Source organism: Bowdeniella nasicola (assembly GCF_001907295.1).
GTDB lineage: Bacteria > Actinomycetota > Actinomycetes > Actinomycetales > Actinomycetaceae > Bowdeniella > Bowdeniella nasicola.
The window spans coordinates 11,529-27,661 of record NZ_MQVR01000031.1 but is presented as its reverse complement, the minus strand read 5'-3'; the positions used below and the strand labels follow the sequence as shown (position 1 = coordinate 27,661).

Genomic DNA, 16,133 nt, shown 5'->3' with positions numbered 1-16,133 from the left:
GACCATGACCGATACCGACACGCCCGCACTAGCAAGCTAAAACCCCAAACGAGAGGAAAACGCCGTTACACCACTACAAGGGACTTGACCGAGCGTCCCGGTGGAGGTAGCAAGGGGGCCGGAGGGGAACGCAGTCGTCGATGTTTTCAGACGGGCCATGGCGATAGCCTAACGAGTAGCGGCGGTAATCGTTCGGTCAGGAGGTGCGATGTCGAAGGGAGTACGTCCCGCGATCACGCGCGACTGGGGGAGCGACGATACGGGCTGCCATGTTTTGCACGTTGACATGGACTGCTTCTTTGCCTCCGTCGAACTGCTCTATCGTCCCGAGTTGGTTGGTAAGCCGCTCATCGTCGGCGGCTCGGGCAACCGCGGGGTCGTGACATCCGCGACGTATGAGGCGCGTGCCTTTGGGGTGCATGCGGCGATGCCGATCGCCCGCGCCCGGCGCCTGTGTCCGCAGGCCGAGGTCGTCCCCAACCGCAAGGGTGTCTACTCCGAGGTCTCCGCGAAGGTCATGGACGTTTTATCGCGGGTCTCGCCGGTGATCGAAAAGGTCAGCGTCGATGAGGCCTTCATCGATGTCGCCGGCTCGGTGCGTCGCATGGGCTCGCCCGTCGAGATCGCGCGCTGGATCCGGGCGACCGTGCGCAAAGAGGTCGGGGTGCCAGCGAGCGTCGGCGTCGCTGCGGTCACGCACGTGGCAAAACTCGCCTCGACGTTTGCGAAGCCCGACGGCTACCTCCTGATCCCCGCGGCGCACACGGTCGAGTTTTTGCACTCCCTGCCCGCCTCGACCATGCCCGGGGTCGGCCAGCGTGCCGCCGAGATCTGCGAGCGCTATGGCCTGCGCACCGTCGCCGACCTCGTCGCCGTGCCGCCCGCGCGCCTGGGGGCCTGGCTCGGTCGCGCCCAGGCGGCCGCGCTGCGACGCTATGCCGCGGGCGATGAGGTGCGCGGCATCCACCCGCAGCGCGCCGAGAAATCCGTGAGCTCCGAAGAGACCTTCGAACACGATGTCACCGACGCCGAGGTGCTCGGCGCGCGCGTCGTCTCCCAATCCCATGCGCTCGCCCGGCGGCTGCGCACCTCCGGCATCGTGGGCTCGACCGTCGGGATCAAGATCCGGTTTTCCGACTTTTCCACCATCACCCGTTCGACGACGCTGTCGCAGCCGACCGATGTCGGCCAAGAGATCGCCCGCGCGGCGCTCGCACTGTTAGAAAAAGTCTCGATCCCGCCCGGCGGCATCCGGCTCGTGGGGACCAAAGTGGAGCAGTTGCGCCCCCGCTCGGCTGGCGTGCAACTCGCGCTCGATGACGATGGGCGGGAGCGCGCCGCGGAGTCCGTGGCCGACCGGATCGCCGCGCGCTTCGGCGATGACATCATCGGCCCGGCCAGGCTGCTTTCCGGCGGGAGGCACCCCGGTGGAAATTGGGACGCCAAGGACGTACCATAAAAGCCCAGTGACGTACCGCGGCAAGGAGGACGGCATGGCTCTATCTGAGTACGAGCAGCGCGTCTTAAAAGAAATGGAAGCCCAGCTGCGGGCCAATGATCCGAAGCTCGCCCAGCAGATGGGATCGGCCCGAGGCGTCCTTGACGTGCGTCGGATCTCCCTTGGCATCCTTGCTTTCATGATTGGCCTTGGCGGCCTCATCGGTGGCGTCGCCACCTCCCAGATCTGGCTCGGCGTCCTCGGCTTCATCGTCATGCTCGGCGGCGTCCTATACGGCATGTCCTCGGGCAACCGTGGCCGCACGATCAAGGGGGTTGCGAAGCCCAAGCCGAAGGCCCCTACCTCCGGATCCTCGTCCTTCATGGACAAGCAGGCCCAGCGTTGGGATAACCGCAAGGACCAGTCCGGCAGGTAGCTCCACTTTCCTCCCCACCTCTCACCGCCCGCTCGCCGGGCGGTTCTTTTTTTGCCCTGATCTGACCGGTACGGGTGTTTTCGCGAAAAAATCCCTCCACCTCGCTCCACCTGCCTAAAACCCTACAAGATCGGGGCAAAATGCATGGACGATTCTGGAATTTACCCCACTAAAGGCTTGCGTGTGGAGCAAAGTGGAGTATTGTGGAGGCAGTCGGTGGTTCTAGGCGGAGCGGAGGTGGACCTGGATGTTCCTCGGAACGTATGAGCCCAAGCTCGATGACAAAGGTCGACTCATCCTGCCTGCCAAGTACCGCGAGCAGCTCGCTGGCGGTCTCGTCATCACCCGCGGACAGGAACGATGCCTCTACGTCTTTCCGATGCGGGAGTTCGAGGCCATCCACGAGCAACTGCGAGCGGCCCCGCTCACGAGCAAGCAGGCGCGCCAATACCTGCGCGTGTTCTTGTCCGGAGCGGCCGATGAGCAGCCAGATAAGCAAGGCCGGATCACCATTCCCGCCGCCCTGCGTACCTACGCGGGACTCGGTCGGGATCTTGCCGTCATTGGCATGGGGACCCGGGTGGAGATTTGGGATCAGGCGGCGTGGCAGGACTACCTGTCCGAGCAGGAAACCGAATTCTCTGACACCGAAGAAGAGATCGTACCCGGTGTGTTTTAGCCAGGGACGTGGACTTTCTCCGATGCTCCGACGAACTTCCCCATCGCCGGATCATGCGGAGAAGGTCCTCATTCCTGGACAGCACATGAGGCACTGAAAGGAGTGTGAAGATGACGACGCAGCCGCGGCACATCCCCGTGATGCTTGAGCGTTGCGTCGACCTCCTCACCTCCGGCGGCTCCGATGGCGTTGTCATCGATGCGACCCTCGGGCTCGGCGGTCACGCCGAGGCGCTGCTCACCCGATTCCCGAACCTCCAGCTCGCCGGCATCGACCGTGACGAAAACGCGCTCGCCCTTGCCGGTGAGCGCCTCGCGAGCGCGGGGGAGCGCTTCACGCCGTTTCACACGACCTACGACGAGATCGACGTCGTGGCCGAGCAGATGCGCGAGCGCACCGGTCGCCCGATCCTCGGCATCCTCATGGACCTTGGCGTCTCCTCGATGCAACTCGATGAAGAGTCCCGCGGTTTTTCCTATGCACGCAGCGCCCCGCTCGATATGCGCATGGACCCGTCGGCGCCGCTCACGGCGAAGCAACTGCTGGCCGAGGCGAGCGTCGGGGAACTCACCCGCATCCTGCGCTCCTATGGCGAAGAAAAATTCGCCAACCGGATCGCCGCGCGCATCGTTAAGCAGCGCGAGAGCGGCCCGCTGACCACCACCGATGAGCTCGTCGAGATCATCTACGACGCGATCCCGCACTCCTCGCGCCGCACCGGCGGTCATCCCGCCAAGCGCACGTTCCAGGCGCTGCGGATCGCCGTCAACGACGAACTCGTCATCCTCGCCGAGGCGCTGCCGCGCGCGATCGATGCCCTCGATGTCGGCGGCACGCTCGTCGTCATGTCCTACCAGTCGCTCGAGGACCGCATCGTTAAGCAGTCCTTCGCGGCCGGTGCCACCTCGAGCGCCCCCGTCGACCTGCCGGTCATTCCCGAAGCCGATCAGCCCTACCTCGAACTCGTCACTCGCGGCGCACTTCGCGCCAGCGATGCCGAGGCCGAGGACAACCCGCGTGCGAAGCCCGTCCGGCTACGCGCCGCCCGCAAGCTCCGTCCCGTACCCGCCCATCGCAATCCCGCGAGGAGATACTCATGAGCATGCTCGCCACCACCGCCCGCTCGCGGCGGGCCAGCGCCCCAGTAGAGCGCCCGGCCCTAACCGTCGTGCGCACGCCGGCGCTGTCACGTTCGATCGTGCCCTTCCTCGTCATGCTCGTCGCGATCCTCGCCACCGCGATGGGACTCACGCTGTTCCTCAACACGCAGATGGCTGTGACCTCCTACGAGATTCGCGACACGCGCGCCCAGTTGGTCGAGTTAACCGAAACTGCGCAGACACTAAAAGCTGAGGTCGAAACGCTCGGCTCCCCGGATTACCTGCGGCAAGCAGCCGGACGAATCGGGATGGTTCCGGCCAGCACCACGTTCATCATGAACCTCGAACACGGCACGATTACGGCCCTAGAAGACGTGCAGCAGTAAAGGAGGCGGCGATGGCACAGCCCTCAACCTCCCGCATCGCTGCCGTGAAAAGCTGGATCAAACGCTCCAATAAATTCATCCTCATCACCGCGCTCGCGCTCGTGGTGGGCTTCGGTCGCCTCGTCTGGCTCCAGGTCATTACCGCTCCGGCGCTCGCCGAGCAGGCGCGCGATTTTCGCACCAAAACCTTTGAGATCTCCGCGCCGCGCGGACCCATCGTCGACGCCGAAGGCAACGTGCTCGCCGCCTCCACCCAGGTCGTGCACGTCGGCGTGAACCAAAACAAGATCCGCAACTACGTGAACCAGGACCCGAAGACGAAAAAGATCATCGGCGTCGGGCCTGCGGAGGCCGCGAAACAGCTCGCGCCCCTGCTGAATGCGGATCCGGCCGTGCTCGGCGCGCAGCTCGTCGGCGACTCGAGCTACCGCGTCCTCGCGAAGAACCTTACGCCCGCTCAGTGGCGGCAGATCAAGGACCTGCGCATCGACGGCGTCGAGCCCGACTTCCGCTCCCAGCGCACCTACCCGAACGGGACGACGGCCGGGAACATCATCGGCTACGTCAACAAAGAAGGCGTCGCGAGCGCGGGCCTCGAGATGAGCTTCAACAAGGACCTCACCGGCACGCCCGGCGTCGAGCGCGTCGAGGTCGGCATCGGCGGCCCGCACATCCCGACGGGGATCAACGAAAAGACCGACGCCGTGCCCGGCTCGACCGTCCACCTCACGCTGCTGCGCGACCTGCAGGACGTGTCCCAAAAGGCCGTGCAGGCAGCCAAAGACAACTTCGGTGCCTCGTGGGCCGCGGCGGTCGTCCAGGAGGTCGGCACAGGCAAGATCCTCGCGATCGCCGACTCCGATACCGTCAACCCGAACGAGTACTGGAAGTCCAAGCCCGAAAACCAGGGCGCCCGCTCCGTCTCCGCCGTCTACGAGCCCGGCTCCACCGGCAAACTGCTGACGTACGCCACGGCGATCGAGCAGGGCACCGTCACGCCCGAGACACACATCGAAAACCCGAGCCGCTACACGACGGAAAACGGCCAGCTCATCAAGGACTTCGCCGACCATGCCACCGAAAAGCGCACGGTCGCGGGCATCCTCATGCGCTCGTATAACACCGGCACCGTCAAGATCGGTGAGACCATATCCGATCAGATCCGCTACGATTACTTCAAACGCTTCAACCTCGGTCAGACCATCGACATCGGCATGCCCGGCCAGTCCGGCGGCATCCTCGTGCCGCCCGATAAGTGGGACGGCCGCCAGAAATACACGACCATGTTCGGCCAGGGCTATGCCGTGACGCTTTTGCAAAACGTCGGTATCGTCCAGGCGATCGCCAACAAGGGCCAGTGGGTGCCGCCCACCCTCGTCGGCGGCGTGACTGACGCCAAGGGCGTGTTCCGCGCGAGCGAGCCGAAGGAAAGCCACGAGGCGATCAAGCCCGAGACGGCCGAGCAGATGCTCAAGATGATGGAGGGCGTCACCCAGCGTGGCGGCACCGGTATCCGCGCCGCGATCGATGGCTACCGCGTCGCCGCGAAGACCGGTACCGCGCAGGTCGCGGGCCCCACCGGGGCGCTAACCCAGACCGCGGGCGTCTTCAACGCCGTCATCCCCGCGGACAACCCGCGCCTGGCCATCTCCGTCGTCGTCTACAACCCGTCCTCAGGCTTCCAGGGCGGCATCGTCGCGGCCCCAGTGTTCAAAGAGATTGCGACCTTCGCGGTACGCTATCTAGGCATTCCGCCCTCGAAGGCGGCACCAGAACTTTACCCGGTCGAGTACGAGTAAAACAACACCGGTGCGGGGGAGGAAGGGACAGGCACGTGAGTGACGATGTGCTGCATAGCCGGCCGACGGTTGCAGGCGTTTCAGCCAACCAGATTGCCGAGGCTATCGGGGGAGAGCTGATCGGCGACGGCGATACCCAGGTAGTCGGGATCGGCGTCGATTCGACTGATGTCCGCCCCGGCGAGGCCTTCATCGCGGTCCCCGGCTTCACCACCCACGGCGCCCGGTTTGCCGACGCCGCCATCGCCTCCGGCGCGATCCTCATCATCACCGATAAGGCCGGGCGCGAGCACCTGACGAGCCAGCCCGCCGCCCTCATCGAGGTCACCGACCCGCGCGCCATCGTCGGCACCGCCGCGGCCCTCGTCTTCGGCTATCCCGCGCGCGACCTCGAGCTGTGCGCCGTCACCGGCACGAACGGCAAGACGTCGACCGCGACGATCCTGCACCAGATCCTGCGCAACGCGCGCGGTGAGGCCGGCATCTTCGGCACCGTCGAGGTGCGCATCGGGGAGGACGCGGCCTATTCGCCGCGTACGACGCTCGAGGCGAGCCTCGTCAACCGGCTCATGTCGCTCGCGCGCGAACGCGACGTGACAACCCTCGTGCTCGAGGCCTCCTCCCAGGCGCTACACCTGGGGCGTCTCAACGACCTGCAGTTCGACATCGCGGGCTTCGTGAACCTGCAGCACGATCACCTCGACTACCACCACACCATGGCCGAATACTTCGAGGCCAAGGCCATGCTGTTCGAGCCCAACATGTGCCGCAGTGCCGTCATCTGCATCGACGACGAATGGGGCGCCAAGCTCGCCGCGCGCGTCGCGGTCCCGCACCTGACCGTCTCCACGGGCGCGGACGCGGACCTCATCGCCCGCGATGTCGGACCGACCGCGGCTGGGATGCGCTTTACCGTGCTCGCCTCCGATGGCGAACACCCGATCGAGATGCCGCTGACGAGCCGCGTCATGGTCCAAAACGCGATGGTCGCGATCGGCATGGCCCGCCGCGCGGGCGTGTCGTGGGAGACGATCACCGACGCGATGCGCGTCGCGAACCCCGCGCCCGGCCGCATGGAGGTCGTCCAGGCCCGCAACGAGACCCACCCGCTCGTCATCGTCGACTACGCCCACACGCCCGATGCGCTCGAGGCGCTCATGCCCGAGCTACGCGCGCTGACGCCCGGCAACCTCATCATCGTGTTCGGCTCCGACGGCGACCGCGACCAGGCCAAGCGCCCCCTCCTTGGCAAGATCGCCGCAGATCAGGCCGACCTGCTCTACGTCACCGACGAGTCCCCGCGCACCGAGGACCCCGCGGCGATCCGCGCCCAGATCCTTGCCGGGGTGCGCGAGGTGCGCCCCGACCTCGCGGGCGTCATAGAGGACACCGAGTCGCGTACGCACGCGCTCACGGCCGCGATCCTCGCCGCACACCCCGCCGATACCGTCGTCGTGACCGGCAAGGGCGCGGAGCAGTACCAGGTCGTCGGCACCGAAAACCGTCCCTACAACGACGTCCCCGTCGCACGCGCGGCCATCGAGCAAAGGCAGCAGGCGTGATCGAACTTTCCGCATCCGAGATCGCCGACGCGACCGGCGGCACCCTCGTCGGCCTCGACCGCGACGTGCGCGTGACCGGCTCGGTGACCACCGACTCCCGCGAGGTCGCCGCCGGTGACTGCTTCGTCGCGATCGCGGGCGAGAACATCGACGGGCACCGCTTCGTCGACGTCGCCGCCCACGCCGGCGCCGCCGTCATCATCGCCGAACAGGACGTCGAAGCGCCGCACGTGCGCGTCGAATCCACCATCACTGCGCTCGGCTGGCTCGCCCGTGAGGTGCTGGCGCGTCTGCGCGAGGGCGGCGACCTCACCGTAATCGGCGTGACCGGCTCCTCGGGCAAGACCACGACGAAGGACCTCCTCGGCGCGGCCCTTTCCGAATTCGCGCCCACCGTCTTCCCCGTAGCGAGCTTCAACAACGACATCGGCATGCCGCTCACGGCCCTGCGCTGCGACGAAAACACGCGCTACCTCGTCTCCGAGATGGGCGCCTCCGCGCCCGGCGAGCTCACGCGCCTGACCTCGATCGCGCCGCTCGATATCGCGATCGTCCTCATGGTCGGCCACGCCCACGTCGGCGGCTTCGGCTCGCTGGCCGACGTCGCGACCGCGAAGAGCGAGCTCGTCCAGGGCCTGCCCGCGGGCGCGAGGGCGATCCTCAACGCCGACGACGAACGCGTCGCCACCATGGCCGGCGTCGCGAAGCACGCCGATGGCAGCGCGCTCGATGCCAGCCAGATCCGCTACTTCTCGGCGACGAACGCCCTTAACGATCGCCCGGGCCTTGCCGCGACCGACGTCACGCTCGACCCGCTCGGGCGGGCCACGTTCACGACCGCGGGCGCGACGCTCACGCTGCCGATCACGGGCGCCCACCACGTCAATAACGCGCTCGCGGCCCTCAGCGCCGTCGATGCCCTCGGGCTCGACGTGGCGCGCGCTGCCCGCGCGATCGAAGCGGCGAAGATCTCCCCGCACCGTATGGCACTGACCGAACGCAGCGACGGCATCACGATCCTCGACGATGCCTACAACGCGAACCCCGAGTCGATGCGCGCCGCGATCGAGGTCCTCGCTAAGCTGCCCGCGAAGCGCCGCATCGCCCTGCTCGGCACCATGCTCGAAATGGGCGGGGAGGCCGACGAGCAGCACCGCGAGGTCGGAAAAGCAGCCGCCCAGGCGGGCCTGGACTGGGTGATTTGCGTCGCAGCCGATCCGATCGGCGCCGGCGTGCGCGCCGTCGCGGGCACCGAAGTGCGCGCCAATGCGGTCCAAACCAACGATGAGGCATTGGACCTCCTCACCCCGGAGCTCACCGAGGGTGACACGCTCCTCATCAAGGGTTCCAACGGAGCCGGACTATGGTCAGTAGCTGACAGACTTGCTACGGAAAAGGACTGTGGCGCATGACAGCGATCCTGTACTCCGGCACCATCGCCCTGGTGCTCGCCCTTCTCGGGACGCCGCTCTTTATTAAACTTTTGGTCAAGCGTAACTACGGCCAGTTCATCCGCCAGGACGGACCGAGCGCCCACTTCACCAAACGCGGCACCCCGACGATGGGCGGCGTCGTCATCATCCTGTCCGCGGTCCTCGGCTATTCCGGCGCGAACCTCATCGCCGGCCGCCTGCCGAACGTCTCGGGTGTCTTGCTGCTCTACCTCATCATCGGGCTCGGCATCATTGGCTTTCTCGACGACTACATCAAGATCTCCAAGGAGCGCAGCCTCGGGCTGAACCCGCTCGGCAAGATCATCGGGCAGGCATTCATCGGCATCACGTTCTCGGTCGCCGTACTGCTCTTCCCGAACGAAAACAGCCGCACGCCCGCCTCCACGCGCATCTCCTTCATCCGCGATTCCGGCATCGACCTCGCGTTCGCGGGCATCGTCGTTGGGATGATCCTGTTCGTCATCTGGTCGAACTTCCTCATCACCGCCTGGTCGAACGCCGTGAACCTCACCGACGGCCTCGATGGCCTCGCCACCGGCGCCTCCGTCATGGTGTTCGCCGCCTACATGGTCATCGCGCTGTGGCAGTCCAACCAGTCCTGCCAGTACCTCGCAGAACCCACCCGAGCGTGTTACGAGGTGCGTGACCCGCGCGACCTCGCGATCCTTGGCGCCGCCCTCATGGGCGCCTGCTTCGGCTTCCTGTGGTGGAACGCCGCCCCCGCCCAGATCTTCATGGGGGACACCGGCTCGCTCGCGCTCGGCGGAGCCGTCGCCGGCTTCTCAATCCTCACGCACACCGAGGTCCTCGCCGTCGTCATCGGCGGCCTGTTCGTCATCATCGTCATGTCCGACGTCATCCAGATCGGCTCGTTCAAACTCACCGGCAAACGCGTCTTTAGAATGGCGCCACTGCATCACCACTTCGAGCTCAAGGGCTGGGATGAGGTGACGATCGTCATCCGGTTCTGGATCATTGCCGGGCTGTGCGTCGCGCTCGGCCTTGGCATGTTCTATGCAGAGTGGGTGTCCCTCAGTGGCTAACATCGCCAATCACGACCCGCGGCCCGACCTTTCCGGCGCCCGCATCGGCGTCGCCGGGCTCGGCACGTCCGGGCGCGCGGCACTCAAGGCGCTCGCCGCCCGCGGGATCGCGGCGCGCGGCATCGACCGCTCCGAAGCCGCCGTCGCCGCCGCCAATGACAACGCGACCGGCGCGCACCTTATCCACGCCGCCGACGAGGCGGACTTTGCCGAATGCGCGAGCGAGGACGTCGACCTCCTCATCGTCTCGCCCGGCATCGCGCCGCACACGCCGCTGTACGCGCGCGCCAGCCAGCGCGGCGTCCAGATCATTTCCGAGATCGAGCTCGCCTGGCTGCTGCAGGCCCCGCTGCCCGGCGGCGGGTACGCCCCGTGGCTGACGCTCACCGGCACCAACGGCAAGACCACGACCGTGACAATGACGAGCTCGATCCTTGGCGCCGCGGGCCTCGTCGCCCCGGCGATCGGCAACGTCGGAACCCCGGCCGTGCTCGTCGCCGAACGCGGCGGCGTCGACGTTATGCCCGCCGAACTCTCGAGCTTCCAGCTGCACACGACGCATTCGGTGCGCGCCCTCGCCTCGGCGTGCCTGAACATCGACGACGACCACCTCGACTGGCACGGCTCGCCCGAGGCGTACGCCGCCGCCAAGGGCCGCGTCCACCTCGGCACGAGCGGCGCCTGCCTGTACTCGCGCCACGACCCGATCACCGAACAGCTCGTGCGCGACGCCGACGTCACCGAGGGTGCCCTCGCGGTCTCGATCGGGCTCGACGCGCCGCCGCTCGCTGGGATCGGGATCGTCGACGGGCTCATCGTCGACCGTGCCTTCCATAACGAGCGCGCGACGCACGGCGTCGAACTCGCTGCCCTGACCGACCTTGCCCACCTCGCGCCCGAGGGCCAGGTGCCCGCGCACGTCGTCATCGACGCCCTGTTCGCCGCCGGGCTCGCCCGCGCCGCCGGGGTCGCGCCGGAGGCCATCGCCGAGGGGCTGCGCGCCTTCTCGCCGGGTGACCACCGCATCCAGACGATCGCCGAGGTCGATGGTGTGCGCTACATCAACGACTCGAAGGCGACCAACGCGCACGCGGCCCGCGCCTCGCTCTCGGCGATGTCCACCGGCAGCGTCGTGTGGATCGCCGGGGGACTGGCCAAGGGCGCGCGCTTCGATGACCTCATCGCCGATATCGCGCCGACGCTCGCCTCCGTCGTCCTCATCGGCGTCGACCAAGAGCCGCTTACCAGCGCCCTTTCCAAGGTCGCGCCCGACATCCCGGTGCAGGCCGTCGACCCGGCGAGCGAGGATCCGATGACCGAGGCGGTCGCGCTCGCCCAGCGCGTGGCACAGCCCGGCAACGTCGTCCTGCTTGCCCCAGCCTGCGCGTCGATGGACCAGTTCCCGAACTACGCCAGCCGCGGCGACCAGTTCGCCGCCGCCGTCCGCTCGCTTCGGGCGTAACTGGCGAGCCGCCGGGCGTGGCATCCGCGCAAGCGATGCCGTCCGGCGCACAATGGAGGCCACGGGAGAAAGGGGAATCATGCCGGTGACGTTGAACCAGGACTCAGCCAAGCCAGCAATCACCCGAACGCACCCGGGCGCGCTGTCTTACTACCTCATCCTCGGCTCGTCGCTGATCCTGCTGATCTTCGGCATCACGATGGTGATGTCCGCGTCCTCGGTCACCGCGATCCGCACCGGGGCCTCACCCTATAACGACGCGAAGAGCCAGCTGCTGTATGCGGCGATCGCGATCATTCCCGCCTATATCCTGTCGCGCATATCGCTCGTGTGGCTGCGGCGCATCGCCCTGCCCGCGCTCATCGGTTCGTGGCTGCTCGGCGCCCTGATCTTCACCCCGCTCGCGGCGTCCAAGGGCGGTAACGCCGCGTGGATCGTCATCCCAGGTATTAACCGCACGCTGCAGCCCTCGGAATTCATCAAGCTTACGGTCGTGCTCTTTCTCGCCGCGGTCCTGTCCGCGCACTTAAAGCGCCTGCACGACTGGCACTACCTCGTCGTGCCGCTCGGTGCGGTCGGCGTCTCGCTCGCGCTCGTCCTGGGCGGCCACGACCTCGGTACCGCGATGATCCTCGCGATGATCGTCGCCGTCATGCTGATCTGCGCGCGGATCCCGAACAAGTTTTTGGGGCTCCTCGCCCTCGTCGGCGTCGCTGTCCTCGTCTTCTTCATCATCGATAACCCGACGCGTATCGCGCGCATCATGGAATTTTTGCCCGGCGTCTCCCACGCCGAAGAAGGCACCTCCGATGCGCTCGGCTACCAGCCGCGCCACGGCCGCTGGGCCCTTGCCACCGGCGGCGTCTTCGGCGTCGGACTCGGGGCGAGCCGCGAGAAATGGGCCTACCTACCCGAAGCGCACAACGACTACATCTTCGCGATCATCGGTGAGGAGCTCGGCCTCGTCGGCACCTCGCTCGTCCTCGTGCTGTTCGCCGTCCTCGCCTGGGGCATCTTCCGGCTCTACCAGGTGCTGACCGACCCGTTCGCGCGGCTGCTCGCTGCAGGGCTCGGCACGTGGCTGATCGGGCAGGCGTTCATCAACATCTTCGTCGTGCTCGGCCTGCTGCCGGTCATCGGCGTGCCTCTGCCGCTCATCTCTTCTGGCGGTTCCTCCCTCATCAGTACGATAATGGCGATTGGTGTCCTGCTAGCGTGCGCCCGCACCGAACCGGGAGCTAGTGTGGCACTCGCCCAATCGACATCTGCGGTGCGTCGCTCCCTTTCAGTCGTGGGACGACGCGCGAGGAGAAGATAGTGATTCAATCCATCGTCTTAGCTGGCGGCGGAAGCGCGGGGCACGTCAACCCGCTGCTCGCCACCGCGAGCGAGATCGCCGAGCGTTGCCCCGCCGCCCGCATCACGGCGCTCGGGGTCGCGACCGGACTCGAAACCGAACTCGTGCCCGCGGCCGGCATCGACCTCGTGACCATCCCGAAGGCCCCGATGCCGCGCAAGCCCACCCCGTCGGCGCTGATGTTCCCGGTGCGCTTCCGCGAGGCGATCTCCCAGGTGCGCTCCGTGCTCGCCGAGACGAAGGCCGATCTCATCGTCGGGTTCGGTGGCTACGTCGCCACCCCCGCCTACCTCGCCGCCTGGCGCGCCGGACTGCCGTTCGTCATCCACGAGCAAAACGCCCGGCCCGGCTACGCCAATAAGCTCGGCGCCAAACGCGCCGCCGTCGTCGCCCTCACGTTCGAATCGACGCCGCTCGCCGCCGCCCGCGGCCGCACCGTGACGACGGGCCTGCCGCTGCGCGGCCCGGTCCTCGACCTCGCCCGCCGCCGCCGCAGCGGCGACGGCGCCTGGGCGCGCGAACAGGCCGCCACCGAACTCGGCCTCGACCCGCATCGCACCACCGTCCTCATCACCGGCGGCTCCCTCGGCGCGCAGTCGATCAACCGCGCCGCCGCGCAGATCGCGCCCTACTTCGCCGAACGCGGCGCCCAGGTATTGCACCTGACCGGCGTCGGCAAGGCCGACGACGTGCGCGAGCGCCTCGCCGGCGCGGATTCGACGCACTACCACGTGCGCGAATACCTGTCTGCGATGCACCAGGCCTACGCCGCCGCCGACGTCGTCATCTGCCGCTCCGGCGCCGGCACCGTCGCCGAACTCACGGCCCTCGGCCTGCCCGCGATCTACATCCCGCTGCCGATCGGCAACGGCGAACAGCGCAAGAACGCCGCCGACGTCCTCGACGCCGGCGGGGGACTGCTCCTGCCCGACGCCGAGCTCACGACCGCCTCGCTCACCGCGGCGCTCAGCCCGTGGCTCACCGACCCGGCCGCCCTGCGCCAAGCCGGCGAGGCCGCCGCGAGCGTCGGCGGGATCGACGGTGCGCGCAAGCTCGTCGACGAGATCGAACGGGTGATGGCGTGAACCGCGAGCGATACCACTTCATCGGCATCGGCGGGGCGGGCATGTCCGTCATCGCCGAACTGCTCCACGGACGCGGCGCCGTTGTCCAGGGCTCGGATGCGAAGCCATCGGCGACGCTCGAGCGTCTCGAATCGCGTGGCATCCACTGCTATCCGACGCAGGACGCGAGCCAGGTTCCGCCCGACCACACGGTCGTGCGCTCCACCGCGATCAAGGACGACAACCCCGAACTCGCGACCGCACTCGAGCGCGGTCAGGAGATCATCCACCGCTCCGAGGCGCTCGTGCGCGCCGCGCGCGGCCTCGACTTCGTCGCCGTCGCCGGTGCCCACGGCAAGACGACGACCTCCGGCATGCTCGCCGCCGCGCTCGTCGAAGCGGGCGCCGACCCGTCCTACGCCGTCGGCGGCTCCGTCCTCGGCCTCGGCTCGGGAGCGCGCCTCGGCTCCGGCTCCGTCTTCGTCGCGGAAGCCGACGAGTCCGATGGCTCCTTCCTCGCTTACCAGCCGCGCGTCGCGATCGTCACGAACGTCGAACCCGACCACCTCGACCACTACGGCAGCGAAGAAGCCTTCGCCGACGCCTTCTTGCAGTTCGCCTCCCGCCTCGTCGACGGGGGACTGCTGATCTGCTGCGCCGATGACGCGGGCTCCGCGCACCTGGCCGAACGCGCCCGCTCCGAGGGCCTGCGCGTCGCGACCTATGGGCGCAGCGCGAACGCCGACGTGATCGTCGATGGCGATGACGTCTTCATCGGCGAGGACTGCTACCGCCTGTCCCTGCAGGTCGCGGGCGACCACAACCGCCTGAACGCGGCCGCGGCGCTCATCGCCGGCATCGAACTCGGCGTGCCCGCCCCGCTCATGGCCCGCTCGCTCGGCGCCTTCGCCGGCACCGACCGCCGCTTCGAGCCGCGCGGCTATGTCGGCGGCATCCGCGTCGTCGACGACTATGCCCACCACCCGACCGAGGTCGCCGCGACGATCGCGACCGCCCGCACCCAGGTCGGCTCCTCGCGCGTTCTCGTGCTCTTTCAGCCGCACCTGTTCTCGCGCACGAAGAACTTCGCCGACCGGTTCGCCGGCGCCCTGTCCGCCGCGGACAGCGTCGTCGTCGCCGATATCTTCCCCGCGCGCGAAGCGCCAATGCCGGGCGTCACCTCCGCCCTCATCACCGAGAAGCTGCCCGGTGCCGAATTCGTGCCGGACCTTACCGACGCCGCCGCGCGCATCGCGAGCCTCGCCCGTCCGGGCGACATCATCATCACGATGGGCGCCGGATCCGTCACCGAGGCCGGGCCCATGATCCTTGCGGCCCTCGCCGGGGATTCGGGACAGGTAACGCCATGAAACCGCCACCTCGGCCCCGTCCGCGCCCGACGCGGCCGGGCCTGAGCGATGCCGAACGCGAAGAAATCCTCGCCGCCGCCAAGGAGGAAGTCGAGGCCGAATCCGAGTCGCGCGAGCCCGCCCCCAAGACGGCAGTCCTCACGACGCTGACCGCGCGCGCCAAGGAATCGCTCACCCGCGATAACGTGACGCTGTTGCAAAGCGTGCGCGACGAGCGCCGCCGCGCCACCTGGCACGCCCGCAAACGCCACGCCTTTTGGGCCCTCGGCATCGGCCTCGTGCTCGCCGCCGTCGTCTGGGTCGTCTTCTTCTCGCCGCTCTTTGCGCTGAAGAACATCAAGGTGAAAACCGAAGGCCCCGAGGTCAGCGAATCCGCCGTGACCGCGGTCCTCGACCGCTACCGCGGCACCCCGCTGCCGCGCCTGTCCACCACCGACATGAAGTCCGCAGTCGAGGCGCTCACCGTCGTGGAAACGGTGAAAGTCGCGCGCAGCTGGCCGCGCGAAGTCATCGTCACGGTCAAGGGCCGCGAGGCTGTCGCCGCACAAGAAAACCCGGGGGAGGACGGCGGCTTCCAGCTGCTCGACGCCCACGGCGTCATCCTCGGCCAGCGCCCCGAAAAACCCGAAGGCATCCCGCTCATCAACGTCGGCGGCGAAGAACACCTGCGCGGCGCCCTCATCGACGACGTCCTCACCGCCCTCGGCGCACTGCCCGACGAAGTCCGCGGCCGCCTCACCAACGCCGCGATCGACGGCGACGGTCTCATGAGCTTCACCCTGGATTCCGGTGCCCGCATCGTGTGGGGATCGGCGAGCGACATCGAACTCAAATCACGCGTCCTACAGGTCCTGCTGACGAAGGAAGCCTCCGTGTACGACGTGTCCGCGCCCCGCACCCCGGTCACGAAATAAGGTGTCGGCAATTTCTTCAACACGCCGTGTCGGTGGTTGTGCCACCTGAAGTAGGCACGTAGTTTTCAT

The 16,133-nt window shown here is 67.6% G+C and carries 14 protein-coding genes; all 14 read left to right on the top strand.

What is annotated here, in order from left to right:
• Positions 1 to 208: 208 nt before the first annotated feature.
• The 14 genes from dinB to BSZ39_RS06475 all read left to right on the top strand — a co-directional run bounded on the left by dinB (position 209) and on the right by BSZ39_RS06475 (position 16,064).
• Positions 209 to 1,459 carry a DNA polymerase IV gene (gene dinB / locus BSZ39_RS06540; RefSeq protein ID WP_073716568.1) on the top strand — a complete coding sequence of 417 codons (1,251 nt, stop codon included), beginning with the start codon at positions 209 to 211 and terminating at the stop codon, positions 1,457 to 1,459.
• A 34-nt stretch (positions 1,460 to 1,493) separates the two neighbouring features.
• Entirely contained in the window at positions 1,494 to 1,874 is a 381-nt protein-coding gene (locus BSZ39_RS06535) for a DUF3040 domain-containing protein (RefSeq protein WP_073716571.1), read from the top strand.
• A gap of 247 nt (positions 1,875 to 2,121) precedes the next feature.
• The gene (gene mraZ, locus BSZ39_RS06530; protein ID WP_073716567.1) at positions 2,122 to 2,553 is read left to right on the top strand and encodes a division/cell wall cluster transcriptional repressor MraZ; all 432 of its coding nucleotides are present in this window, start codon (positions 2,122 to 2,124) and stop codon (positions 2,551 to 2,553) included.
• A 110-nt stretch (positions 2,554 to 2,663) separates the two neighbouring features.
• Positions 2,664 to 3,653 (top strand): 16S rRNA (cytosine(1402)-N(4))-methyltransferase RsmH, encoded by a 990-nt coding sequence (rsmH, locus tag BSZ39_RS06525; protein WP_073716566.1) that lies wholly within the window; start codon positions 2,664 to 2,666, stop codon positions 3,651 to 3,653.
• Positions 3,650 to 4,039, top strand: coding sequence for a cell division protein FtsL (gene ftsL / locus BSZ39_RS06520; RefSeq protein WP_073716565.1), 390 nt, complete (start codon positions 3,650 to 3,652; stop codon positions 4,037 to 4,039). Before rsmH ends, ftsL begins: the two co-directional genes overlap by 4 nt.
• Before the next feature lie 11 nt (positions 4,040 to 4,050).
• Positions 4,051 to 5,838: a peptidoglycan D,D-transpeptidase FtsI family protein gene (locus BSZ39_RS06515; protein WP_073716564.1), complete on the top strand. Its 1,788-nt coding sequence runs from the start codon at positions 4,051 to 4,053 to the stop codon at positions 5,836 to 5,838.
• 35 nt (positions 5,839 to 5,873) lie between these two features.
• Complete coding sequence (locus tag BSZ39_RS06510) at positions 5,874 to 7,400, top strand: UDP-N-acetylmuramoyl-L-alanyl-D-glutamate--2,6-diaminopimelate ligase (RefSeq protein ID WP_083602999.1); 1,527 nt, start codon at positions 5,874 to 5,876, stop codon at positions 7,398 to 7,400.
• On the top strand, positions 7,397 to 8,812 hold the full coding sequence (locus BSZ39_RS06505; RefSeq protein WP_073716563.1) for a UDP-N-acetylmuramoyl-tripeptide--D-alanyl-D-alanine ligase: 1,416 nt from the start codon (positions 7,397 to 7,399) through the stop codon (positions 8,810 to 8,812). The genes BSZ39_RS06510 and BSZ39_RS06505 overlap by 4 nt, the downstream gene beginning before the upstream one ends.
• Complete coding sequence (gene mraY, locus BSZ39_RS06500) at positions 8,809 to 9,897, top strand: phospho-N-acetylmuramoyl-pentapeptide-transferase (RefSeq protein ID WP_073716562.1); 1,089 nt, start codon at positions 8,809 to 8,811, stop codon at positions 9,895 to 9,897. Before BSZ39_RS06505 ends, mraY begins: the two co-directional genes overlap by 4 nt.
• Positions 9,890 to 11,359: a UDP-N-acetylmuramoyl-L-alanine--D-glutamate ligase gene (gene murD, locus BSZ39_RS06495; RefSeq protein WP_245792442.1), complete on the top strand. Its 1,470-nt coding sequence runs from the start codon at positions 9,890 to 9,892 to the stop codon at positions 11,357 to 11,359. Before mraY ends, murD begins: the two co-directional genes overlap by 8 nt.
• Positions 11,360 to 11,438: 79 nt before the next feature.
• On the top strand, positions 11,439 to 12,677 hold the full coding sequence (locus BSZ39_RS06490; protein ID WP_073716560.1) for an FtsW/RodA/SpoVE family cell cycle protein: 1,239 nt from the start codon (positions 11,439 to 11,441) through the stop codon (positions 12,675 to 12,677).
• Positions 12,677 to 13,801, top strand: a complete 1,125-nt coding sequence (gene murG / locus BSZ39_RS06485) for an undecaprenyldiphospho-muramoylpentapeptide beta-N-acetylglucosaminyltransferase (protein WP_222842884.1) — start codon at positions 12,677 to 12,679, stop codon at positions 13,799 to 13,801. The genes BSZ39_RS06490 and murG overlap by 1 nt, the downstream gene beginning before the upstream one ends.
• A complete protein-coding gene (gene murC, locus BSZ39_RS06480) occupies positions 13,798 to 15,150 on the top strand; it encodes a UDP-N-acetylmuramate--L-alanine ligase (protein ID WP_073716558.1) in 1,353 nt (450 codons plus the stop codon). Before murG ends, murC begins: the two co-directional genes overlap by 4 nt.
• Positions 15,147 to 16,064, top strand: a complete 918-nt coding sequence (locus tag BSZ39_RS06475; RefSeq protein ID WP_073716557.1) for a cell division protein FtsQ/DivIB — start codon at positions 15,147 to 15,149, stop codon at positions 16,062 to 16,064. The genes murC and BSZ39_RS06475 overlap by 4 nt, the downstream gene beginning before the upstream one ends.
• Positions 16,065 to 16,133 lie beyond the last annotated feature (69 nt).